Genomic DNA, 22,304 nt, shown 5'->3' on the forward strand with positions numbered 1-22,304 from the left:
ATGGCGCGGTTCTTTATCGATCGACCGATTTTTGCCTGGGTCATCGCCATTGTCATCATGCTCGCCGGCGCCTTGTCGATCAGCCAACTGCCGCTGGAACAGTACCCGGACATCGCGCCGCCAACGGTACGGATCTCCGCCACCTACACCGGCGCCTCGGCCGAGACCGTGGAAAACTCGGTGACGCAGGTCATCGAACAGCAGATGAAAGGGCTGGATAACCTGACCTACATGTCGGCCTCCAGCAGTTCGGCGGGCAGCGCCAGCATCAGCCTGACCTTTGCCGCCGGCACTAACCCGGATGTGGCGCAGATGCAGGTACAGAACAAACTGCAACAGGCTGAATCACGACTGCCGCAATCGGTGCAGAGCGAAGGCCTGACCGTGACCAAGGGCGGTTCGGACTTTCTGATGATTGCCGCCCTGGCCTCCGACAACCCAAGCGTCACCGGCACCCAGATCGGCGACTACATTTCCAGCACCTTGCTTGACCAGATCAGTCGTATCGATGGCGTCGGCGACGTGCAGACCCTCGGTTCGGGCTATGCCATGCGCATCTGGCTGGATCCGGCCCTGTTGGAAAAGTATGCGTTGATGCCCTCGGACATCAGCAGCGCCCTGGAAGCACAGAACACCGAGGTGTCCGCCGGCCAGCTCGGTGCCTTGCCAGCGGTGGCCGGGCAACAGTTGAACGCCACTATCAGTGCCCGCAGCAAGCTGCAAACCGCCGAAGAATTTCGCAACGTGGTGGTCAAGTCCACCAGCAATGGGGCGGTGGTGCTGTTGGGGGATGTAGCGCGGGTCGAACTGGGCAGCGAAAGCTACGACGTGAGTTCTGCCCTCAACGGCAAACCTGCCGCCGCCATGGGCGTGCAGCTCGCCGCCGGGGCCAATGCCCTGAGCGTGGGTGAAGCGGTGAAGGCCAAACTCAAGGAACTGGAGCCTTTCTACCCTGCGCAAATGCAGCTCAAGAACGTGATCGCTTACGACACGACCCCCTTTGTCAGCCTGTCCATCGAAGAGGTGGTCAAGTCTCTGGGCGAGGCGATCGTGCTGGTGGTGCTGATCATGTTCCTGTTCCTGCAGAATCTGCGGGCCACGCTGATCCCGGCGATCACCGTGCCGGTGGTATTGCTGGGCACCTTCGGCGTGCTCGCGCTGTTCGGCTATTCAATCAATACCCTGACCATGTTCGCCATGGTCCTGGCTATCGGACTGCTGGTGGACGATGCCATCGTGGTGGTGGAGAACGTCGAGCGGGTGATGAGTGAGAAGGGACTTTCGGCGCTGGCGGCGACTCGCCAGTCCATGGCGGAAATCACCAGTGCACTGATCGGCATCGCTCTGGTGCTCAGCGCCGTGTTTATTCCCATGGCATTTTTTGGCGGTTCCACCGGGATTATCTATCGGCAGTTTTCGGTGACCATCGTCTCGGCCATGCTCCTGTCGGTGTTGGTGGCGATGACCCTGACACCGGCCTTGTGTGCGACCTTGCTCAAGCCGTCCGATGCCCAGGGCCATGGTGCGCAAAGCGGCTTCTTCGGCTGGTTCAACCGCAGCTTCGAACGCAGCGCCTTGCGCTATCAACAATGGGTCGGCGGCATTCTGCAGCGTGGGCGTCGGAGCCTGCTGGTGTACGGGGTGATTTTGCTGGCGATGGGCGCTGGTTATGCCAGCCTGCCGACTTCGTTCTTACCGGACGAAGACCAAGGCATCCTCATGGCGCAGATCCAATTGCCGGTGGGCGCCACCGATAGCCGTACTCAGGCCGTGATGAAGCAGTTCGAGAGCTACATGCTCGAACAATCGGAAGTCGAGGCGCTGATCAGCATCAGCGGTTTGGGCATGGGTGGCAACAGCCAGAATACCGGCCGGGCTTTCATCAAACTCAAGGACTGGAGCGAGCGATCGGGGAAAGGGCAGGACGCGGCTTCTATTGCCCAACGTGCAACCCTGGCGTTGGCGAGCATTAGCGATGCCAACGTGTTTGTCATGCAGCCGCCCGCTGTACGTGGCCTGGGGCAAAGTTCGGGTTTCGACCTGCAACTCAAAGACCTTGGCGGGCTGGGGCATGACGCCCTGGTCGCCGCGCGGGAGCAGTTCATCGAGTTGGCGAAGAAAGACCCGCGGCTGCTGGGAGTACGCAGCAATGGCCTGGACGATACACCGCAGCTCAAAGTCAGCATCGACGATCGCAAGGCCGGGGCCTTGAGCCTGAGCACCAGCGACATTAACAGCACCTTGTCCACCGCGTTGGGCGGCACTTACGTCAACGACTTCCTCAACCAGGGGCGGGTGAAGAAGGTCTACGTGCAGGGCGAGGCGTCGGCGCGGATGCAGGCGGCCGACCTGGAGCACTGGTTCGTGCGCAACAGCAAAGGTGAGATGGTGCCGTTTTCCTCGTTCGCCAGCAGCGCGTGGAGCTATGGCTCGCCGTTGCTGGAACGCTACAACGGCAACGCCTCGCTGGAGGTGGTCGGTGATCCGGCACCGGGGGTGAGCGCCGGGGTTGCGATGGATGCGGTGGAAACGATCATCAAACAACTGCCCGAAGGCATCGGCTACGAGTGGACCGGGCAGTCATATCAACTGCGCTTGTCCGGCTCCCAGGCGCCGCTGCTGTACGGTATCTCGGTGTTGTTTGTGTTCCTCTGCCTGGCGGCGTTGTACGAGAGTTGGTCGGTGCCGTTTTCGGTAATGCTGGTGGTGCCGCTGGGGGTGGTCGGCGCGGTGCTGGCGACCCGCTTCAGTGGTTTGAGCAACGACGTGTACTTCCAGGTCGGGCTGTTGACCACGGTGGGACTGGCGGCGAAAAACGCGATCCTGATCGTTGAGTTTGCCAAGCACCTGCAAGAGCAGGGCAACAGCCTGCGGGACGCGACACTGACTGCCGTGCGCCAACGCCTGCGACCGATCCTGATGACGTCTTTGGCCTTCATGTTCGGCGTGTTGCCACTGGCATTGAGCTCCGGCGCCGGTTCTGCCGGGCGCCAGGCCATCGGTACTGGCGTGCTGGGGGGCATGTTCAGCGCTACCGTGCTGGGGATCTTCTTTGTGCCGCTGTTTTTCGTGCTGATCCGTCGTCGTTTCGGTCGCGTATCCACCGCAACAACCGCCAACCCAACCGCGCAGAAAGGTGATGCATGATCAAGTTTCATTGGCCCTTGTTGGCTGCTCTGGTGTTGCTCAGCGGTTGTGTCAATCTGGCGCCGCAGTATCAGCGCCCCGAAGCGCCGGTCGCCGGGCAATGGTTGCCGTCGACCAGCGTGGCCTCAGGCGATGCGGCGGCGGATATTCACTGGCAGCAGTTCTTTACCGACAGTCGCTTGGCGCGTTTGCAGACCCTGGCGCTGACCAACAACCGTGATTTGCGTCTGGCCAGCCTGAACATCGAAAAGGCCCAGGCTCAATATCGCATTCAACGGGCGGCGGCGTTTCCCACTATCGATGCCGGAGTCAGCGGCACACATAGCCGCACGTCCAGCAGCGGCACGGCGAGCACCAGTCATGAGTACAGTGCGCAACTGGGGCTGAGCAGCTATGAACTGGATGTGTTCGGGCGAGTACAGAACCTTCAGGACGAAGCGCTGGAAGACTATCTGGCACTGACCGAAACCCGGCGTAGCACCCAGATCAGCCTGGTGGCTGAAGTGGCCACGGCCTGGCTGACGCTGGCGGCGGACAACGAGCGTTTGCAACTGGCCCAGGAAACCCTGCGCAGCCAACAGGCAACCTACGAACTGAACCAACGCAGCCATGCCTTGGGCGGTTCTTCCGGCTTGGCCCTGGCCCAGGCGCAAACCACTGTGGAGTCGGCCCGAGGCGATGTGGCGGTCTACGCCAGTCAGATTCTCCAGGACCGCAATGCCTTGCGCTTGCTGGTCGGCAGCGATATTCCCGATGAACTGCTGCCCGGCGCGAGCCTGCAATCGGTCGCGCTGCTGGTGCAGGTGCCGGATGAGTTACCGTCCAGTCTGTTACAACGGCGCCCGGATGTGCTGGCCGCCGAACACACCCTCAAGTCGGCCAACATGGATATCGGCGCGGCGCGGGCGGCGTTCTTTCCGAGCATCAGCCTGACTGCCAATGCCGGTTCTGCGAGTTCGGCCTTGTCCGGTCTGTTCAAGTCCGGCAGCGGCGCCTGGACCTTCGCCCCGAGCGTCAGCCTGCCGATCTTCGATGCCGGCAGCAATCGCGCGACACTGGATGCGGCCAAGGTCGAGCGTGAAATTCAGGTGCAGACCTACCAGCAAACCTTGCAGACTGCCTTCAAGGAAGTGGCCGATGCCTTGGCGGTGCGCAGCACCCTGGACCAACGTCTGACGGCCCAGCAAGCCTTGACCGACGCCAGCCGTAAAAGCTTTGAACTGGCCGACGCGCTCTATCGCGGCGGCTCGCAAAGCTACCTCGAAGCGCTGGACGCCCAGCGTTCGTGGTACAGCGCCCAACAGGACCTGATCACCCTGCGTCTGGCCGAGCAGAGCAACCGGGTGACGTTGTACAAGGTAATGGGGGGCGGCTGGAATTAATGTTCGCGATCAGGCCCGCCCCCCTGGATCAGTGCCCGCCCACCACCATATGACTGAACGGCGCCACATACGCCTGCAACGTCACCAGCCCGCCGACCAGAATCGCCAGCACCACGGAGTGGAAAAACACGTAGCGCAGGATTTCCCCTTCATGGCCGTACCAGCGGGTGGCGGTGGACGCGACCACGATCGACTGGGCGTCGACCATCTTGCCCATGACCCCGCCAGAACTGTTCGCGGCGGCCATCAGCACCGGGCTCAGGCCCAGTTGCTCGGAGGTCACCCGTTGCAAGCCGCCGAACAGCACGTTGGAGGCCGTGTCCGAGCCGGTCAGGGCCACGCCGAGCCAGCCGAGCAGGGTGCCGAACATCGGGTAGAAAATGCCCGTTGCGGCGAAGGCCAGGCCCATGGTGGCGTCGAGGCCCGAATAGCGGGTGAGAAAACCCAGGGCGAGCATCGCCACAATGGTGGTGAGCGAATAGCGCACTACCCACAGCGTTCGCAGGTAATGGTGCAGCAGTTGCGGGATTGAGTACCCCATCAGCAGCCCGCCGAGGATCGCCGCGAGCAAGATGCCGCTACCGGTGCTGGTGAACCAGGTGAACTTGTAGATCGCGTCCTCGGCTTTCGGTGCGGGCACCACCGGCGGGACCTTCTCGATCTGTTGATGAATCGTGGTGAAGGTCACGCTCGGGGCAAAGATCGGGTTGGCCTCGCGCATCGGTTTGCCCTGCGGATCAAGCTTGGCCGAGTGGGTTTGCGGATCCATGGCCGGGCGGGTATCGAACAGGTTTTTGAAACTTTGGGTGCCCCAGGCAAAAACGAACACCGTGAGGATGATCCACGGCATCCAGGCGCGCATTACGGCGGGTTTTGCATCGCTGGCAAAGGTCGCGCTGGCGACGGGTTTTTGGTCATGCTCCTCGGCTATTTTGGAGTTGTCGACTCGCCCTGACAGGGCGGCCGAGGTATGCACGGTGGCCGGTTTCCAGATCTTGAGAAAACCGGTCAGGCAGGCCATGGAAATCAGCGCTGCGATCACATCCACCAGCATCGGCCCGTGGTAGTTGGAGACGAGGAATTGCGGTATGGCGAAGCTGACGCCGGCAACCAGAATCGGCGGCCAGATTTCCAGCATCTTGCGCCATCCGGCGAAGGCCCAGATCAGCCAGAACGGCACGATCACCGAGAAGAACGGCAACTGCCGACCGACCATCATCGACAGCTCCATTTCATCCAGCCCGGTCACTTTGGCCAGGGTGATAACGGGCGTGCCCAGAGCACCGAACGCCACGGGCGCGGTATTGGCAATCAACGCCAGGCCAGACGCGGCCAGGGGTGAGAAACCCAGCCCGATCAAAATGGCCCCGGTTACCGCCACGGGAGTGCCGAAACCGGCGGCCCCTTCGAAGAAGGCACCGAAGCAGAAGGCAATCAGCAGCAATTGCAGACGTCGGTCGTCGGTGATGCGCGCCAGGGAGTCTTGCAGCACTTTGAACGAGCCGTTCTCGGTGGTCAGCCGATGCAGGAAAATAATGTTGAGCACGATCCAGCCAATCGGCAACAGACCGTTGGCGGCGCCGAACAGTGCGGCCGAGCCCGCCATGTTCGCGGGCATGCCGAAGGCGAAAATCGCGATCAGCAAGGCCGAACCCAGGGCCAACAACGCCGCCAGATGCGCCTTGATGTGGAAAAACGCCAGGGAAACCAGCATCACCACCACCGGCGTCGCCGCCATCATGGTTGAGAGCACCGGGTTACCGAAGGGGTCGTAGATTTGCTGCCAGACCATTTTCCACCTCTGCTTTTTATTGTGGGTAGCGCGGGGAAGGTGGCTTGAGTATAGGTGGCAATACGCTGCTGTCCTGGCGAGTGCTTGCCAGCCCTACGATGCGCTTCAGGTTTCTAGACCCTCCTGACGTGCGCTCCTTTCGACCATCGCCACGATCGTTTCGAAGAGTTCGTCCTGTGCCTGCTCCGCGGTGATTTCTCCGGTCGCGGCGGCATGGGACAGCGCCTCGGCGGCACCGAGCATCGCCCGAAGACTCGCTGGCGCGATATCACCGGTTCCGGCGAAAGGGAGCAGGGCGTTGCGGCACTTGCCCATGAAGATCGCTTCGTACTCGCGCTTGATCTTTTCCAGCTCGGGCGAGCTCGTCAGCGCCGCGATCACACCCGGGATCTCGCGGCCCTGAAGCAGAACGCAGTCGACATAAGACGAGGCGATGACCATTGCCTTACTGGGCAGTGTCGGTTCACTGGCTTCAAGCGCGGTATCCATGAGCGCGGTCTGACGTGCGTCGAACTCCTGATAGAGCACCGCCAGCAACCCGGGGCGGGTGGTGAAGTGATCGTAAACCACCGGTTTTGTGACCCCCGCCTGTTCGGCGAGCCGGCCAAGCGTCAACGCGTCCGTACCTTCCTCTCGAACGAGTTGCCAGGCGACATCCAGCAACTGGCGCAGGCGCTCCTCCCGCGACATCCGCCGGCGCGGTTGCGGACTGGAATCTTGCTCGAGTGTTTCGGTGCTTGACATGGCTATATACCAAAAGTAGCTTACTGAGCGTAACTTACCAAGAGTATATAAGGCTCGCCTTTCACCCTCAATCACTCATTCCGTAGCAGGAGATTTTGCCATGCACGCGCTCATCGTTGTGGCTCACCATGACCCCCAATCGCTTACCCATAGCCTCGCGAGACACGTCGCTGAAGGAGTATCCGAGGCGGATGCCGACCACTCTTTCGAAATTGCGGACCTCTGGGCGCAAGGGTTCGATCCGAGATTCGGCGCGGCCGATCTCGCCGTCCATCACCGTGAAGCACCGCCGCCCGCCGATGTGGCCGCCGAGCAGGCGCGAATCGATCGCGCCGATGCACTGGTGCTGGTTTATCCGGTTTATTGGTGGTCGATGCCGGCGCTGCTCAAAGGCTGGATCGACCGTGTGTTCGCCAATGGCTGGGCGTTCGATTTCGCGGCGGATGCCAGGTTGGAGAAGAAGCTTCGCCATCTGCGGGTTCATCTGGTGGGTGTTGGCGGTGCCGACGCAGGAACCTATGCGCGCCACGGTTATGCCGACGCCATGAAGACGCAGATCGACCATGGGATCTTCGATTATTGCGGTGCTTGCGTGGTGACGTCCGAGTTGCTGCTCGAATCGGAAATCCAGGAACCGACGGTTCATTTGCAGGCTGCGCGCACGATCGGTCGTGAGCTTTTTGCTGCCTCCGGGCGCCGCGACGCGGAGCAGGATGTTCAGCGTTGCCGAGCGGTCAGCGCCGAGGCTTTTTGACAGACAAAAAAAGAGCCTCAAAGCTCTTTGATGGGGAGGAAGTAGAGCCGAGAGGCTCAAGATGCGCATGAAACAAGGGGTGGGCTTATTGGGGTTCAGTTCACCCACCACTTACGCAACGGCTTAAACCTCCAACCGCTGCGTATCATCATCGTAGGAAGCCGCGGGTTCGGGCTCAAGTACCATTAGTCTACTGAGTCTGGCCGGCCTGCCTGGTGTTGAATCACCCTTTTGATTTTCAACTAACCCTGCCTGAACACCAACGCCTTCAACCCACACTCGACATCGGCATCGGGAAACTCCGGTGGATTTTCCAGCCGTTGCTCAAACCGCAGGCTCGGTGCTTCGCGAGTGACGCCGTCGATGAGGAAGTCCGCGCCAAAAGCCGGGTCGTTCATGCAGGCCAAAACCGTGCCCTGGGGGCTGAGCAGTTCCGGGAGACGGCGCAGCACGCGCTGATAATCCTTGGTCAGCAGAAAACTGCCTTTCTGAAAGGACGGTGGGTCGATGATCACCAGATCATAAGGGCCGCTATTGATCACTTTGCCCCAGGACTTGAACAGGTCGTGGCCGAGAAAGCTCACCTTGCTCAAGTCATGGCCGTTGAGCCGGTGATTGTCGCGACCACGGCTCAGGGCCGCGCGGGACATGTCCAGGTTGACCACATGCGTAGCGCCTCCCGCAATGGCGGCCACCGAAAACCCGCAGGTATAGGCAAACAGGTTCAGCACCCGCTTGCCATCCGCATTGGCCCGCACCCAATCGCGGCCGTAGCGCATGTCGAGAAACAGGCCGGTGTTCTGTTTGCGGCCCAGGTCCACGCGATACTGCAGGCCGCCCTCGGTGATCGTCATCTCCTCGATCGGCTCCCCGAGCAGCCATTCGGTGGTGCTTTCCTGCAGATAGCGATGTTGCAGGAGCAAGGTATGTGCGCCGGAGGTTTTCCACGCAGGCGCCTGTGTGATCGCCATCAGTCGCTGCTTCAAATCGTCCAGTTGCGACGCTTGCGGCTCCTTGAACACACAGACCAGCATCACGCCCTGGAGCCAGTCGACGGTCAATTGCTCCAGCCCCGGCCAGCAGCGGCCACGGCCGTGGAACAGCCGACGGGTTTCTGCGGGGGCTGTCGCAAGCGCAGTGAGCAAATGGTCGTGGAGGATGGAGAGGGCATCTGGATTCATCGGGCAGGGTCGGTCATGTGGAAAGGGCGGCATTTTAACCACAATTATGCGCGGACAAACGGTCATGTTTAGCGGCCTGGAACGGAGAATGCCCTGGATAGGTGTATCAAAAATGAATTTTTCGCGAGGTCCGCTGTTCATACCTGTAGGTGGCGGATTTGAGCCTGCGAAACTATTTGCGCAATCAGGGAGTGGCACAGTCATGAGTCCAGCATCAACGGCGGGCGCGCGCTTGTCTGGCGGATTGATTCTTGTGGTTGAGGACGACCCGTTGATCCTGGAGTTTCTTTGCGAAATTCTTCAGGAGGAAGGCTTTGCGGTTGAACCACAGATCAGCGCGGACGCCGCATCGCAGTTTCTGGAACAGCACGCCCCGCAAGTGAGGTTATTGCTGACGGACATCACCATGCCGGGCAAACTCAATGGCGCGGACCTGGCCAATCAGTTTGGCGACCGTTGGCCAGACAAACCGATCATGATCATGTCCGGCTTCGAAACTCCGAAAAGCTCCGGAGTCAAGCATCCGGTTTCGTTCATCAAGAAACCCTGGGCGGTGGGGCAGTTGCTCGATTGTGTGAAAAACGCCTTGGAGTAGAGCCGAGCCCTGTAGCGGGTGGTGTACATTGCCTGGCAACACCTGCCTGGTTCTTACCGAAGGAAACCTCCCTTTTGTCTGTTCAAACATCCCTGCTCAACAGCTCATACCGCGCCTTCCTGTTTGATATGGACGGAACCGTCCTCAACTCCATCGCCGCCGCCGAGCGGATCTGGACAACCTGGGCGGTGCGCCACGGCGTCGATGTCGAAACCTTCCTGCCGACGATCCATGGCGTTCGCGCCATCGACACCATCAATCGCCTGGCGTTGCCAGGGGTAGATGCCGAAGCTGAAGCGGCGTGGATCACCGAGGCGGAAATCGATGATGTGGAGGGGATTGTCGAGGTGTCCGGCGCGGCGAATTTCCTCAAGTCGCTGCCCGCCCACCAATGGGCCATCGTCACCTCTGCACCGCGGGCCCTGGCGTTGCGCCGAATGGCCGCGGCCGGTATTCCCGAACCTGGCGTGATGGTTACCGCCGAAGATGTCAGCGCCGGCAAGCCCGATCCTGCGGGCTATCGGCTGGCGGCTGGTCGACTGCAGGTGGATCCAGCCGAGTGCCTGATCTTCGAAGACGCCGACGTCGGAATTCGCGCAGGCGAAGCGGCGGGTGCCAACATCATGGTCATCACCGCGACCCACGTTCATCCCCTTCAGACCCGGCACGCCACACTGGCCAGTTATGACTCGGTCACGAGCCATGTGGATGCCAATAACCTGATCCGCTTACACTTTTTATAATCGACACGGCCCTGATGCGGTCAGTTCAGTAGATCCCCGGAATCAATCGCCAGCTACGGGCGCAATAAGCTTCGTATTCGTTGCCGAACTGCGAGCGTAACAGCGCTTCTTCAGAGCGAATGCGGGCGATCAGCGGTATCAACATCAGCGCCACCAGCAGTAACCCGACACCGGAACGAAAGGCCAGCGCCCAGCCCACGCCATTGATCAGCAGCCCCAGGTAGCTGGGGTTGCGCACATTCCGATAAATTCCGTCGGTGACCAGGCGGTGTCCAGGTTGAATTGCCACCAATCCGCTGAAGCGCTTGCCCAGTACAAGCACCGGCCACATCCGCAACGCGCCGCCGCCAATGAACAGCAGCGCACCCAGCCAACGCACGCCCTCGCCACCGAAGGTCCAGAAGTCGATCCGGTCGGTGTAGGCCGGCAGATACCCGCTCAACAACCCGAGCACCCCGAAAACCGGCAGCACCCAGCGATTGGCCCGGTCTTCACGTTCGCCAGTGCTCAAATTGCCCTCACTGAACAACGACACGATCGCCATCACCAGGGTCGCAAGCGCAATGACCACCAGCGGTGGATGCGAGAAAAACGCCGCCAACCCGCCCAGCCCGAACACCGCGAGAGCGAGGTAGGCAAGGGTGCTGACGAGGGCGAAAAACGCGAGTTTGGCTGAGATTTTCATAACTGATCTCGCAAAAAGGGCATATCACCAGTGTAGAGGGCAGTCCGTTATGAGAGCGGTAGTCGTCGAGCAGGGTGAACTAAGCTTGGATAAGGATGAGCCTGTCCGTTCACTTCCGGCCCGTTGAAAGATCTCAACGCGCCGGTGCTGTCACAAGGAGCACACGATGCTTCACATCAGAACGCCCCTGATTCTGCACCCGGGTCTGTCGACTCCGACCCGGCGAATCTGGCTCAAGCTGGAAAACCTGCAACCCAGCGGCTCGTTCAAACTGCGCGGCATGGGCCTGTTATGCAGTCAGGCGGCAGAGCAGGGCAAGCGCAAAGTCGTCTGCCCTTCCGGTGGCAATGCCGGTTTGGCCACGGCGGTGGCCGCCGCCAACCTTGGGCTGAAAGCCTGCATCGTGGTGCCGAACACGACCCCGGAAACCACCCGCGCCAGGATCAGGAAAACCGGTGCCGAGGTGATTGTCCATGGCAAGGTCTGGGACGAGGCCAATCAACGGGCGAAAGAACTCGCGCAGGGCGCAGACACCGAATACGTGCCGGCTTTCGATCACCCGGTGTTGTGGGAAGGACACAGCACCATGGTCGATGAAATCCTCGAGGACTGCCCTCAGGTCGATGCGTTGGTGACATCCGTGGGGGGCGGCGGTTTGCTTGCGGGCCTGCTCACCGGCCTGATCCGTCATCAGCGCATGGATTGTCGGATCGTTGCGTGCGAAACCCAAGGGGCGGCGTCGTTCGCTGCCGCCATCGCTGCCGGGCACCCGGTCAGACTGCCGCGCATCGACACCGTTGCCACGTCACTCGGCGCCGCGCAAGTGGCCGCCTGGCCGGTGCAGCACATCCTTGATTTCCCGCATGAATGCGTGGTGCTCAGCGATGATGAGGCGATCATGGGCGTGGTTCGTTACGCCAACGACCTGCGCCAGTTGGTCGAACCGGCGTGTGGCGTTTCATTGGCGGTGGCGTACCTCGACCATCCGGCGATTGCCGAGGCCCATGACGTGGTGATTGTGGTGTGCGGCGGCGTCAGCATCAGCGCGCAGTTGGTCGCCGGCTGGGCACGCCTGTCTGCCGGGGTCGAAAAACACAGCGTTGAAGCAAGGTAGGGCTGTCACTAGCCCTACCGCTTACGTTTCAGACTTTATTGACCGGCTGGAACACCTTCTTGAACGAGGATCGCTCTGGCCAGGTCTTCATCGCTGGCCTTCAGGTCGGGATGATTCTGGCGAATTTCCTTCAATACCGACTCCAGGTAAACGCCACGGATCGTACCGCCGCTGGCGACAAAACTGGAGGCGTCATCCCGGGCGGGAATGACCATTTTGTGATCCTTGAACGTTGAGTACAGCGATGCGGATACCCCGGCTGAGGTGGCGACATCGCCCGCATCCACACGGGCCATGGCTGAGCCAAAGGGCAAGCAAAGCACGAGTGAAGATACTAAAAACAGACGGCGCATGACGGCGTCCTCCGAAGCGTGAAGCGTAAAAGAAGTAACACATAATTTAGGATGCCCGGCGGTGGTCAGGAGTTCCCTGCCGATCTACATATGCCTCACTCAATTCCAGCCAGATCTACCGTCATGCGACCCGTAGCGGGAGCATCGATGCTCTCGACCGAGCGCTCACCGGCGCGTTCGAGCAGCGGATACGCCAGGGCGGCGATGTGGTGATGCATGCGCCGGTAATCACGCAGTACCCGCTGGAAAATATCACCGGATTGCGCCCAGGTACTTTTGTCTTCCTGCAACTGGCGAAAGTGCTCGCGGCTGGCGCAGGCTTCGAGCCTTCTGACGGTCTCCTTGCGCTGGATCAGTTGATGGGCGGTGGCGATGTCTTCGCGCAGGAACACGGTGATCGCCAGGCTCAGGCTTTCCAGAACGGCGTCGTGCAGCGGGGCGATGTTGCCCAGTTCGAAGGCCGAGAACTGTTCACCCCGACGCAAGCGGCGCATGGCCAACTGCGTGAGGCTGCTGGAAAGAATGTCCGCGGCATGTTCGAGGTTGATCACGAACGTGAGGATTTCCTGGGAACGATCGGCATCGCTGTCACTGATGCCTTCCTTGCCGATGTCGGCCAGATAAGCGCGAATCGCCGCGCTGAGCAGGTCCAGGGATTGATCGATCCGCTGCACTTCATCGGCGCAGGCCGGTAGCGATGTGTGGAACAGCTGCAGCATCCGGCCGAGCATGGTCGAGAACATGTCGGTCATGCGCAACGCTTCGCGAGCGGCATTCGACAGGCCGATGTTGGCCACTTCCAGGCCGGCTTCGTCCAGATAGCACGGCATGCCGGGATCGACATCCCGCTCAGGTGCCGGCAGCAGTCGGGTGAGGGCATTGGCAAGTACGTCGGTCAGACCGATGAACACCAACGCCAGCAGTAGATTGAAACCGGTGTGCAGGCACACCACCAGGGTCGAGGGCGCGAGCGGCGCCTGAGCGAGCAACCCGGCAAACGGCAAGACCGCCAGAGCACCGACCGCACGCACCAGCAGGTTGCCCAGCGGCAGGCGTCGGCCGACGCTCGATCCGGCGTTGATGACCGAGGGCAGCGCACCGCCAATGTTCACCCCCAGCACCAGCGCGACGATGGTGCTGGCCGAGAGCATGCCAGTGGCGGCCAGCGAGACGATCAGCAACACCACGGCCACGCTGGAGTGGCACAGCCAGGTGAGGATCAGCGCCACCAGCAGCGCAATGACCAGATCGCCCTCGAGGCTCTGCATGATCAGCTGGAAGATCGGCGTGCCTTCGACTTCCGCCAATGTGGAGCCGAGCATGTGCAAGGCCAGGAGCATCAGCCCCAGGCCGATCAGTGCACAACCGACGCTTTCGTAGCGCGAGTCATCGCGCAGCCGAAAGACGATCAGGCCCGCCAGCAAAACGCTGGGCGTGAGCATCGACACATCGACGCTGAGCAACTGCACCACCAGGGTTGAGCCGATGTTGGCGCCGAGCATCACCGCCAGGGCCGGCGCCAGTCCCAGCGTCCCGGCGGCAGTGAACGAGGTCGCCATCAGGCTCACGGCGGTGCTGCTTTGCAAGACCCCGGTGATACCGATCCCCGACAACAACGCCATCCAGCGGTTGTTCAGGTTGTGGCCCAGCCACTGACGCAGCGGCGTGCCGAAGCCGCGCAACAGCGCCGAAGAAATCATATGAGTGCCCCATAGCAACAGGGCAATGGAGCCGGCGAGGTTGATCAGTAGAGTAGTTCCCGACATGAGGGCTCTCCCTTGTTTCGTATTGCATTTATTGAAGACCCGGAACCCGGCTCGTGGTATCTGAATAACACCCGTGATTGTGGTGTTACTTGATGGTCCGCAACTAATTCCAATAATTCAAATTTTTTACGGGCAATAAGAAGTTGTCGGATTCCCGTTTAAGGAAACCGTTCTGGAAGGACTTTGAAGTGCCTTCAGATCAACTGAAAATGCATGCCCCGATAGACAGGCCGAGCATCAGGCTCGCCTGCTGGAAGAGGCGCGCGATGCGCCGACTTTGTGGGTCCTGACTGTCGTCGAAGCTCCAGCGTTGCTGAAGCCGGCCGGTCGTCGGGCAGACACGCCAGTTGGCACGAGGGCGCACCTTGGCGTGGGTAGAAGGGGCGGAGAACGGGGCGCAGAGCCGAGTCGTCGGCAGACGCTCACGGCAGGGCGTGACCCGCATGGTCGATGCAAAGGCGCGTACGCCCGGCAGTACAGTGGTTTTGAAGTTCATAACATGCCTCTGGGCCGGAATGATTCCGGTGAGGCAAGTTACGGTGGAGCCTCAAGCTCTAGCGCAGCTCACCCGACCGAAAAGTCGAGGCCCGTCATTGTCTGGGTTATGTGCCAGATCCTGCGTGTGAGCAGTCATCCGACAGCGACTAGATACTGTGTCCATTGAATTCTTTTGTGAGTTGAAAAAAGCCGTTGTTATCGGCCGGCGCAATTTACTCAGGCAGGTTGGCAAAGTCAATCGCCGATAGCCGGTTAAGGTTGTGTTGAAGGGGGGAAGTTGGAAAGTGTTCAGGTCAATGACAGTTAATTGTTATTTTGAATGATCGTTAAATGGGAAATTAAACATATAGTGTGAACGCCACGTAGCAGACCGTATGAGTTCATGCTGGCGATATCCTCCAGCCTGATCGATTATCGCATCCAGGGCTGGCTTGAATGAGTGGAGGGCAGGTGAGCGTCGATATCGAATGCGTGGTAGTCGGGGCTGGCGTGGTCGGCCTGGCGGTGGCCAGAGCCTTGGCCCGGACCGGACGAGAAGTGATCCTGGTCGAGGCGGGCGAGGGGATTGGCGTGGGCATCAGCTCGCGCAATTCGGAAGTGATCCACGCCGGGATCTATTACCCGAGCGGCAGTCTCAAGGCGCAATTGTGCGTGGAGGGCAAGCAACGCCTGTATACCTTCTGCGATGAGCGCGGTGTCGATTACCGGCGCCTCGGCAAGCTGATCGTGGCCACCGATGACCGTCAGCGCCATGCCTTGCAGGCGTTGCTGGAGCAAGGCCGGCGCAACGGTGTCGATGACCTGCAATTACTGGATGCCGGTCAGGCACGGGCGCTTGAGCCGGCGTTGTTTTGTGTTGCAGCGCTTTGGTCACCGTCCACCGGGATTGTCGATTCCCACGCCTTGATGCTGGCGCTTCAGGCCGATGCCGAAGCCTGGGGCACCTCGATAGCCTTTCATACGCCGTTTGCATCGGCCCGTTGTACCGAGCAGGGTTTCGAGCTGCACATGGGTGGGGCCCAGCCGATGACCTTGAGCTGTCGTGAACTGATCAACTGCGCCGGACTGTCCGCGCCTGAGGTGGCGAGCCGGATCGAAGGCTTGTCGGCGCGGCACGTGCCCAAGGCCTGGCTGTGCAAGGGCAGTTACTTCAGTTTCAGTGGCCCGGCGCCGTTCCGGCATCTGGTTTATCCAGCACCGGAAAGCGCCGGGCTGGGCGTGCACATGACTTTGGACCTGGGTGGTCAGGCGCGTTTCGGGCCGGATGTCGAATGGGTCGAGCAGATCGATTATCGCGTTGACCCCCATCGTGGCGACGGCTTCTATCAGGCGATCCGGCGCTACTGGCCGGCGTTGCCCGATGACAGTCTGCAACCGGCCTACAGCGGCATCCGCCCGAAAATCAGCGGGCCGACCGAGCCGGCCGCCGACTTCATCATCAGCGGCCCGGACGTCCACGGCGTACCGGGTTTGGTTAACTTGTTCGGCATCGAATCGCCGGGGCTGACCAGTTGCCTGGCGCTGGCCGAACGGGTGGTGCAGCGTTTAATTCGCAATGAAACTCTGTAGCAGCTGGCGAAACCTGCGTTCGGCTGCGTAGCAGTCGTGAATCCTGCGCACGTGGTTTATCTGACCCACCCGCAGCGTATGGTTTAGCGACTGCTGTGCAGCCGAACGCAGCCTTCGGCAGCTGCTACAAAGTCGTGCGGCGCAACCGATGATCAGGGTTTAGGCTGCAACCAGCTGCGAGGACTATTCTTGGCAATGCGCCCATCGCTATGGGAGATCTTTGATGATCAACGTACGCACTGCCCGCATGCTCGCCGATTACAAGCGCTGGGCCGATCAGCGACTCTTCGACAGCCTCATGGCGCTGCCACCTGAGGAACTCAATCGCAAACGGGTGTCGGTGTTCAATAACATGATCGGCGCCTTGAACCACACCTATGTGGTGGATTGCATCTGGCAAGCTCATCTGGAGGGCCGGGGGCACGACTTCAAGACCTCCCATGGCCTGCTCCATACCGAGCTCGCCGAGTTGCGAATGGCGCAACAGGAGATTGATCAATGGTTCTGTGGCTGGAGCTCGGCCCAGACCGAGGAGTCGCTGGATAAACCCATCGAATTCACCTCCATGTCGGGGGAAAGCGGGGTCATGAGTGCCGGCGCCATGCTGTTGCATGTGGTCAACCACGCCAGCTATCACCGGGGCTGGGTGATCCAGATGTACTTCGACATTCCGGCCATACCGCCGATCACCGACCTGTCAGAGTTTTTGCGCGAGGTTCCGGGGTATTGAACCCTGCTGGCCCAAGCAAATCCTGTGGGAGCGGGCTTGAAGGGAGCAGGGTATTTCTATTTGTACTAAACAGTACTGTCAAATCCAGTTAGTTCGAATTCGCCAGAAACAGTTATTTCAGCTTTTCCGGATTTGAAATTAAATTGCCCTTTGATATGTTGTTTTTCTGAGTTGAATTCTTCGATATTAAGTGTGCCGTTGTTGTCGAAATAGGATGGCTCGCCAGCATTATAGATCGCAGTAATATCTGTGTCTTCGGCTATGTTGTATTCGCCCTTGATTATTTCACTACGCTTTATCACAAGAATTACACCGTGGCTGCCACCATTAAAAGGATCCATGCCAATAATTCTTAGTTCTGAATGCGGTGGCGGATAGGATGGGTAGCGCACGGTTTTCTGAGTCGCTTCGAAATGGCCGTACTTTGAGGAGTCGCCGGTTAGATACCCGGTTGCAGTAACTTTGGTCGAATTCATAGCAATACCTGCTTATCGTTTATATCAGGGTGTGCCATGAATGGTCGCCTGCTTTTTAGTCTTGGTCTACTGTCATATTTGACAGGTCTTTATATGTTTTTAGAATGATGCTAATCGCCAGTTGATAGTACTTTGAATGCTTTGCACGCCAGAGTTATCGTCAGTTGGCGGGCAATGCGATCTTTTGGTTTTGAGAGTTCAGTGCAAAAAGGGTACGCATTCATTCAGCCATCCTGTCTCTAGTGGATGCCTGCTGCCGCTGGACTGCGCAACGCCCCCGAACAAGGGACCGCTGCACAGCCAGCCTCAGTTACCCACTCTCCGCAGAAGATTGCCTCTACTTGGGCAGATCAATCTTATCCAGCACCCGGTTCGCGGTGATCTCCGCCACCATGATGCTGTTGGAAATACCCAGCAGGGCATAGCGCGACTCACCCTCCAGATGATCCACCAACTGGTGGACCATCACATCGACCGAGGCCAGGGTCTCGACCAGAAACACCGCCAGGGTTTCGGCCGTGGCCTCTGGGGCTACGGCAAACAGTTTGCTGGGTTTACGCGTGGTGGCTTTGATGTCGGCGTTCGATGGGAAGTGGAAGTCGAGAGCCCGCTCGGCGGCCTCGTTGAGTTTCTTTGAATCGGGTTCGTACGGGGAGGTTGGATCGGTGTCCGGTGGGTTGGGTGTTACTTTGAACATAGTTGCTAACTCCTGAAATGGAGCCGCAGCCACTTCGCGACTAAACGAATGGAGGCAGCTGTGCGCAGGTTAGTCGACCGGGGAAGTTAGCAAAACCGGCGCGCCCGAGGGCGCCCTGCGCACAACCACCATTAAGCACAGGACTGAAATGCCTGACTGAATGATGCGCTATGCACCTTACTAACAACCACGGGCGACTAAACCCGATCACTGATGGGCAGTGACGGGATCAAGTTACCGAGCGGCCCCAAGGCGCACAAGCCGGCGGATTCTGGCGCAGCCGTAGGCAACGACGCAAGGTTTTGTAGCTTTCAGGAAGTATCCTTGAGGGCACTTAAACAAGCCCCGTTTCACTGTTAAACACAGGCAAGTATCAAGCCTGGGGAATCAGGTTCTGCCGGCAATCGAGCACCAACCGCGCGCCCCCTAACTCACTGCTGTCCACCTCCAGCGTAAACCCATGCAGGCTGGCAATCGCGGCGACGATCGACAGGCCCAGGCCGAATCCGCTTTGCGGGTTGCCGCCTTCGGCGCGATAGAAACGTTGAAACACCGCCTCGCGCTCGGCCGGCGCAATCCCGGGGCCGGAGTCGAGCACTTCAATGCGCGTGTGCCCCGCGTCATTCACCCCACGCAAAATCACCTGGCCACCCGGCGGGGTGAATTTGATCGAGTTGCTCAGCAAATTCGCCACGGCTTCAAACAGCAGAGCGCGGTCGCCGTTGAGCCCGGGCAAGGATTCGGGCATTTGCAGTTCAAAGGTCAGTTCGCCTTCTTCCGCCAGCGGCAGATAAAAGTCATGCAACTCCCGCAGCAACGGCACCGGGTCCAGTCGCACGAACCCCGAACGGCGCTGACGATCCTCCAGCTCGGAAATCCGCAACAAGCCACGGAAACGCGCCATCAAGGTGTCCGCCTCGCCGAGCACCGAATCCAGTTGCACGGCCAGCGTCGAGCCTTCATCGGCCTGCTGCTGAATCCGGTACAGCTGCGCCCGCAGACGAGTGAGCGGCGTGCGCAGGTCATGGGCGATGTTGTCGCACACGCCCTTGACCTCATGCATCAAGCGCTCGATGCGTTCGAGCATGGCGTTGACGATGGCGGCGAGCATGTCCAGTTCGTCACGGCGATTGGACAACGGCAGGCGCCGGGTCAGGTCGCCGGCGACGATGGCTTCGGCGCTGGCCTGGATCGCCCGGATCCGCCGCAGCGGGCGCCGTCTCAATAAATGCCAGCCGGCGATGCCCGGCAGAATCGTCAGCGATACGCCCCACAACAGCGCGTGCAGGATGATCCGGGTCACGGCAAACAACGAACCGTTGTCCCGCACCAGCACCAGCCAGCGGCCGTCCAGGGTTCGGGTCGCGACGGCGTCGCAGCTGTCGGCGGGCAGGGTCGGGTCGTCGGATTCGGCGCAATCGCCGAGCATGTGAATTTTGCCGTCCAGCGGCAGTTCTTCGGGGATCTGGCGCAAGGCGCCGCTGAGGTAGCGCTGCTGGTCATCGAACAGGCCATAGGCATCGATGCCGCGAATGTCGAAGGTCATGCTGGCGGCGAGGGCATCCACCAGTTGCTCGCCCTGGAAGCGTGAAAACAGATGCTGACGTTGCATCAGCGAGTGTTTGGCGAGGGTGTCGAGGTAGTTGGACACCTCGTAATACATGACCCCCATGAGAATCGCGCTCCAGGCGACGAACAGCGAACTGTAAAGCGCCAGCAAACGGCTGCTGGAGGAACGCCAGCCTTTAGAGGGGTTCAGCAATGACATAACCCGAGCCTCGCACGGTCCGAATCAGTGGGACTTTGCCTGGCGGGTCGATTTTCTTGCGCAGACGGCCGATGTGCACGTCGATCAGGTTGGTGCCGGGGTCGAAGTGATAACCCCAGACTTCTTCGAAAATCATCATCCGCGACAGAATCTGCCCGGTGTTGCGCATCAGAAATTCCAGCAACTTGTACTCGGTGGGCAACAGCGTCAGCAACTGGCTGTCGCGGCTGGCCTCGTGGCTGATCAGGTTCAGCTCCAGATCGGCCACGCGCAACGTGGTGGCCTGGGCGGTCACGGTGTTCTGCCGGCGCAGCAAGACTTCGACCCGGGCGGCCATTTCATCGGTGGCGAATGGTTTGGTCAGGTAATCATCGCCGCCGGCGCGCAAGCCACGCACGCGTTCATCGACGTCGGAGAGGGCGCTGATCATCAGAATCGGCGTGGCCACGCCCATGGTGCGCAAGGTGGTGACAATCGCCAGGCCATCGAGCTCCGGCAGCATGCGATCGAGGGTGATCAGGTCGTAGTCGCCGCTGACGGCGCGCTCCAGGCCTTCGCGGCCATTGTCGACCCAATCCACTTCGAGGCCGTGGCTGCTCAGTTCGGCGACGATTTCCCGGGCGGTCACGGCGTCGTCTTCGATGGTCAAAATACGGGTCATAGGGCTTGCCTGATAATCGGTTCAATACGAAGTTGAGGCATTTTGCCAAGAATTACATGCGGCTGATTAAATTAACTTTCATGTGGTCTCGTGAGGCTGGTCGCAACATTGATATCATCCAGCCATGACTCTAAAGGGAAGCTGCACTGTGCGCACTTTAATGGTTCGTGGCTGGATGCCAATATTTCTGTTGTTGGTATGCCTGTTCGGCTCATCTGCGTGGGCTGCCAACACACCGTGTTCCGGGAAGAAGGGCGGTATTGATCGTTGCGACGGCGATCTGTTCCTGTGCAATGACGGCTCCATCAGCGGTTCAAAGAAAAGCTGTTCGGCGATGTTTGGCACAAAAAGCCAGGCGCGGCCGCAGACGCTGTTACAGGAAACCGACGGCTGCGCCTGCGGCACCGGTACGTTCTGCACCGGGCCCAGAGGCGGGGTGTATTGCCTGACGCCCAGCGGCAACAAGAGTTACAAGCGCAAGTAGTTCGGTTGGCGCAATGCATAAAACCCGCCGCCAGCGTCGGCTCCTTGCAAAGTGCATGGTCCTGAGAAGTTCATTGTTTTCAACTTGTTGAAATTCAAAGATTTATTTAAGTGGTGCGACTGGCACGCTGTCTGCAATGGCTCCTTTGACGAGTTGTAACAACTGCCTGGAGTACAACAACAATGAATAGATCCCCCGATGGTTTTTATCCTGTCGCCGAAGAGTCCAGCACACTATCGGGCGTCTCGTGGCCCGCAATCTTCGCCGGGGCCGCAGCGGCCGCGGCGTTGTCGCTGATCCTCGTACTGCTCGGTTTTGGCCTGGGTTTCACGGCGGTCTCGCCGTGGGCCAATGAAGGTATGAGTGCCAAGGGCCTGGGTATTTCGACGATTGTCTGGCTGGCCTTTACACAGATCGTGGCGTCCGGTCTCGGCGGTTACATCGCCGGCCGCTTGCGGGTGAAGTGGGCGTTCATGCACGGCGATGAGGTTTATTTCCGTGACACGGCCCATGGCTTCCTGGCCTGGTGTGTGGCGACGCTGGTGACCGCGACCCTGGTGGTCGGTTCGGTCAGTAGCGTCGTCAGCGGTGGTGTGCGGGCCGGGGCAGTGGTCGCCGGCGGTGCCGCCAGCGCCATGACCCAGGCTGCCGGCAGCGCTATCGGCAATCCCGCGAATGATCCGTACGGTTACTTCATCGACAGTCTGTTTCGCGATGACCGCCCGGTGGCTGTCAGTGATGACGCCACCCACGGCACCGTCACCCGCATCTTCGCGCGCAGCCTGAGCAACGACGGTCAATTGGCCACCGAAGATCGGGCTTATCTGGCGCAATTGGTGGCCCAGCGGACCAACCTCACGCAAGCGGACGCCGAGCGTCGTGTCGATGAAGTGTATGCCCGTACTCAAAAAGCCGTGGCCGACGCCAAACTGGCCGCGCAACAAGCGGCTGACACTGCCGCGAAAGTTGCGGCATGGACGGCGTTGTGGATGTTTATCGCGCTGTTGGCCGGTGCGTTTTTCGCCAGCCTCGCCGCGACCTTCGGCGGTCGTCGCCGGGATGCCGTGGAGTATCTGGAGGCCGATGCCTATGTGACCACCACCACGACCACGACGCTACCACCTGTTCGCTAACCCAGGAGAACCCCCATGCGCTCATTACTGCT

21 protein-coding genes are annotated in these 22,304 nt (G+C 60.1%); 10 read left to right on the top strand and 11 right to left on the bottom strand.

The features are described 5' to 3' along the window. Together FFH90_RS14580 and FFH90_RS14585 are read left to right on the top strand one after the other, a co-directional pair. Positions 1 to 3,147, top strand: coding sequence for an efflux RND transporter permease subunit (locus FFH90_RS14580; RefSeq protein ID WP_138867435.1), 3,147 nt, complete (start codon positions 1 to 3; stop codon positions 3,145 to 3,147). After that, positions 3,144 to 4,529 (top strand): efflux transporter outer membrane subunit, encoded by a 1,386-nt coding sequence (locus FFH90_RS14585; protein WP_138867436.1) that lies wholly within the window; start codon positions 3,144 to 3,146, stop codon positions 4,527 to 4,529. Before FFH90_RS14580 ends, FFH90_RS14585 begins: the two co-directional genes overlap by 4 nt. Positions 4,530 to 4,557: 28 nt before the next feature. On the opposite strand, the gene FFH90_RS14590 is transcribed toward FFH90_RS14585, so the two are convergent. Both FFH90_RS14590 and FFH90_RS14595 read right to left on the bottom strand, forming a co-directional pair. Then, positions 4,558 to 6,321, bottom strand: a complete 1,764-nt coding sequence (locus tag FFH90_RS14590) for an L-lactate permease (protein WP_138867437.1) — start codon at positions 6,319 to 6,321, stop codon at positions 4,558 to 4,560. 105 nt (positions 6,322 to 6,426) lie between these two features. After that, on the bottom strand, positions 6,427 to 7,065 hold the full coding sequence (locus FFH90_RS14595; RefSeq protein ID WP_138867438.1) for a TetR/AcrR family transcriptional regulator: 639 nt from the start codon (positions 7,063 to 7,065) through the stop codon (positions 6,427 to 6,429). Between the two features lie 100 nt (positions 7,066 to 7,165). Here FFH90_RS14595 and FFH90_RS14600 point away from each other — a divergent pair, with 100 nt between their 5' ends. Continuing rightward, positions 7,166 to 7,819, top strand: coding sequence for an NAD(P)H-dependent oxidoreductase (locus tag FFH90_RS14600; protein WP_018928965.1), 654 nt, complete (start codon positions 7,166 to 7,168; stop codon positions 7,817 to 7,819). A 242-nt stretch (positions 7,820 to 8,061) separates the two neighbouring features. Here the strand turns inward: FFH90_RS14600 and FFH90_RS14605 are convergent, their stop codons facing one another. Continuing rightward, the gene (locus FFH90_RS14605) at positions 8,062 to 9,000 is read right to left on the bottom strand and encodes a class I SAM-dependent methyltransferase (protein ID WP_111453203.1); all 939 of its coding nucleotides are present in this window, start codon (positions 8,998 to 9,000) and stop codon (positions 8,062 to 8,064) included. Between the two features lie 202 nt (positions 9,001 to 9,202). Between FFH90_RS14605 and FFH90_RS14610 the strand changes: the two genes are divergently transcribed. Continuing rightward, on the top strand, positions 9,203 to 9,595 hold the full coding sequence (locus FFH90_RS14610; RefSeq protein WP_111453204.1) for a response regulator: 393 nt from the start codon (positions 9,203 to 9,205) through the stop codon (positions 9,593 to 9,595). Between the two features lie 74 nt (positions 9,596 to 9,669). Beyond that, positions 9,670 to 10,338: an HAD-IA family hydrolase gene (locus tag FFH90_RS14615; RefSeq protein WP_111453205.1), complete on the top strand. Its 669-nt coding sequence runs from the start codon at positions 9,670 to 9,672 to the stop codon at positions 10,336 to 10,338. Between the two features lie 25 nt (positions 10,339 to 10,363). On the opposite strand, the gene FFH90_RS14620 is transcribed toward FFH90_RS14615, so the two are convergent. Then, positions 10,364 to 11,023 carry an isoprenylcysteine carboxylmethyltransferase family protein gene (locus tag FFH90_RS14620; RefSeq protein WP_138867439.1) on the bottom strand — a complete coding sequence of 220 codons (660 nt, stop codon included), beginning with the start codon at positions 11,021 to 11,023 and terminating at the stop codon, positions 10,364 to 10,366. A 166-nt stretch (positions 11,024 to 11,189) separates the two neighbouring features. Here FFH90_RS14620 and FFH90_RS14625 point away from each other — a divergent pair, with 166 nt between their 5' ends. Beyond that, complete coding sequence (locus FFH90_RS14625) at positions 11,190 to 12,137, top strand: pyridoxal-phosphate dependent enzyme (RefSeq protein WP_138867440.1); 948 nt, start codon at positions 11,190 to 11,192, stop codon at positions 12,135 to 12,137. A 35-nt stretch (positions 12,138 to 12,172) separates the two neighbouring features. Here FFH90_RS14625 and FFH90_RS14630 read toward each other — a convergent pair whose 3' ends face one another. The 3 genes from FFH90_RS14630 to FFH90_RS14640 all read right to left on the bottom strand — a co-directional run bounded on the left by FFH90_RS14630 (position 12,173) and on the right by FFH90_RS14640 (position 14,752). Further along, positions 12,173 to 12,490 carry a DUF2388 domain-containing protein gene (locus FFH90_RS14630; protein WP_026286632.1) on the bottom strand — a complete coding sequence of 106 codons (318 nt, stop codon included), beginning with the start codon at positions 12,488 to 12,490 and terminating at the stop codon, positions 12,173 to 12,175. A 95-nt stretch (positions 12,491 to 12,585) separates the two neighbouring features. After that, entirely contained in the window at positions 12,586 to 14,256 is a 1,671-nt protein-coding gene (locus FFH90_RS14635; protein ID WP_111453208.1) for a Na/Pi cotransporter family protein, read from the bottom strand. Positions 14,257 to 14,455: 199 nt separating this feature from the next. Continuing rightward, positions 14,456 to 14,752 carry a hypothetical protein gene (locus tag FFH90_RS14640; RefSeq protein ID WP_111453209.1) on the bottom strand — a complete coding sequence of 99 codons (297 nt, stop codon included), beginning with the start codon at positions 14,750 to 14,752 and terminating at the stop codon, positions 14,456 to 14,458. A 452-nt stretch (positions 14,753 to 15,204) separates the two neighbouring features. Here FFH90_RS14640 and FFH90_RS14645 point away from each other — a divergent pair, with 452 nt between their 5' ends. Together FFH90_RS14645 and FFH90_RS14650 are read left to right on the top strand one after the other, a co-directional pair. Next, positions 15,205 to 16,323: an NAD(P)/FAD-dependent oxidoreductase gene (locus tag FFH90_RS14645; protein WP_111453210.1), complete on the top strand. Its 1,119-nt coding sequence runs from the start codon at positions 15,205 to 15,207 to the stop codon at positions 16,321 to 16,323. Between the two features lie 223 nt (positions 16,324 to 16,546). Further along, positions 16,547 to 17,053, top strand: coding sequence for a DinB family protein (locus FFH90_RS14650; protein WP_018928975.1), 507 nt, complete (start codon positions 16,547 to 16,549; stop codon positions 17,051 to 17,053). A gap of 65 nt (positions 17,054 to 17,118) precedes the next feature. Here the strand turns inward: FFH90_RS14650 and FFH90_RS14655 are convergent, their stop codons facing one another. From FFH90_RS14655 to FFH90_RS14670, 4 genes are all read right to left on the bottom strand, one after another. Continuing rightward, a complete protein-coding gene (locus FFH90_RS14655; RefSeq protein WP_138867441.1) occupies positions 17,119 to 17,529 on the bottom strand; it encodes a hypothetical protein in 411 nt (136 codons plus the stop codon). A 337-nt stretch (positions 17,530 to 17,866) separates the two neighbouring features. Continuing rightward, positions 17,867 to 18,226 carry a DUF6124 family protein gene (locus FFH90_RS14660; protein WP_111453212.1) on the bottom strand — a complete coding sequence of 120 codons (360 nt, stop codon included), beginning with the start codon at positions 18,224 to 18,226 and terminating at the stop codon, positions 17,867 to 17,869. 373 nt (positions 18,227 to 18,599) lie between these two features. Beyond that, positions 18,600 to 19,994: a HAMP domain-containing sensor histidine kinase gene (locus FFH90_RS14665; protein WP_018928976.1), complete on the bottom strand. Its 1,395-nt coding sequence runs from the start codon at positions 19,992 to 19,994 to the stop codon at positions 18,600 to 18,602. Next, complete coding sequence (locus tag FFH90_RS14670; RefSeq protein WP_007934994.1) at positions 19,972 to 20,655, bottom strand: response regulator transcription factor; 684 nt, start codon at positions 20,653 to 20,655, stop codon at positions 19,972 to 19,974. The genes FFH90_RS14665 and FFH90_RS14670 overlap by 23 nt, the downstream gene beginning before the upstream one ends. Before the next feature lie 160 nt (positions 20,656 to 20,815). On the opposite strand from FFH90_RS14670, the gene FFH90_RS14675 reads away from it, so the two are divergent. Beyond that, positions 20,816 to 21,139: a hypothetical protein gene (locus FFH90_RS14675; protein ID WP_007934993.1), complete on the top strand. Its 324-nt coding sequence runs from the start codon at positions 20,816 to 20,818 to the stop codon at positions 21,137 to 21,139. A gap of 182 nt (positions 21,140 to 21,321) precedes the next feature. Beyond that, positions 21,322 to 22,272 (top strand): hypothetical protein, encoded by a 951-nt coding sequence (locus tag FFH90_RS14680; RefSeq protein ID WP_111453213.1) that lies wholly within the window; start codon positions 21,322 to 21,324, stop codon positions 22,270 to 22,272. The last annotated feature ends 32 nt before the right edge of the window (positions 22,273 to 22,304 follow it).

This window comes from Pseudomonas sp. ATCC 43928 (assembly GCF_005938665.2).
Classification (GTDB): domain Bacteria; phylum Pseudomonadota; class Gammaproteobacteria; order Pseudomonadales; family Pseudomonadaceae; genus Aquipseudomonas.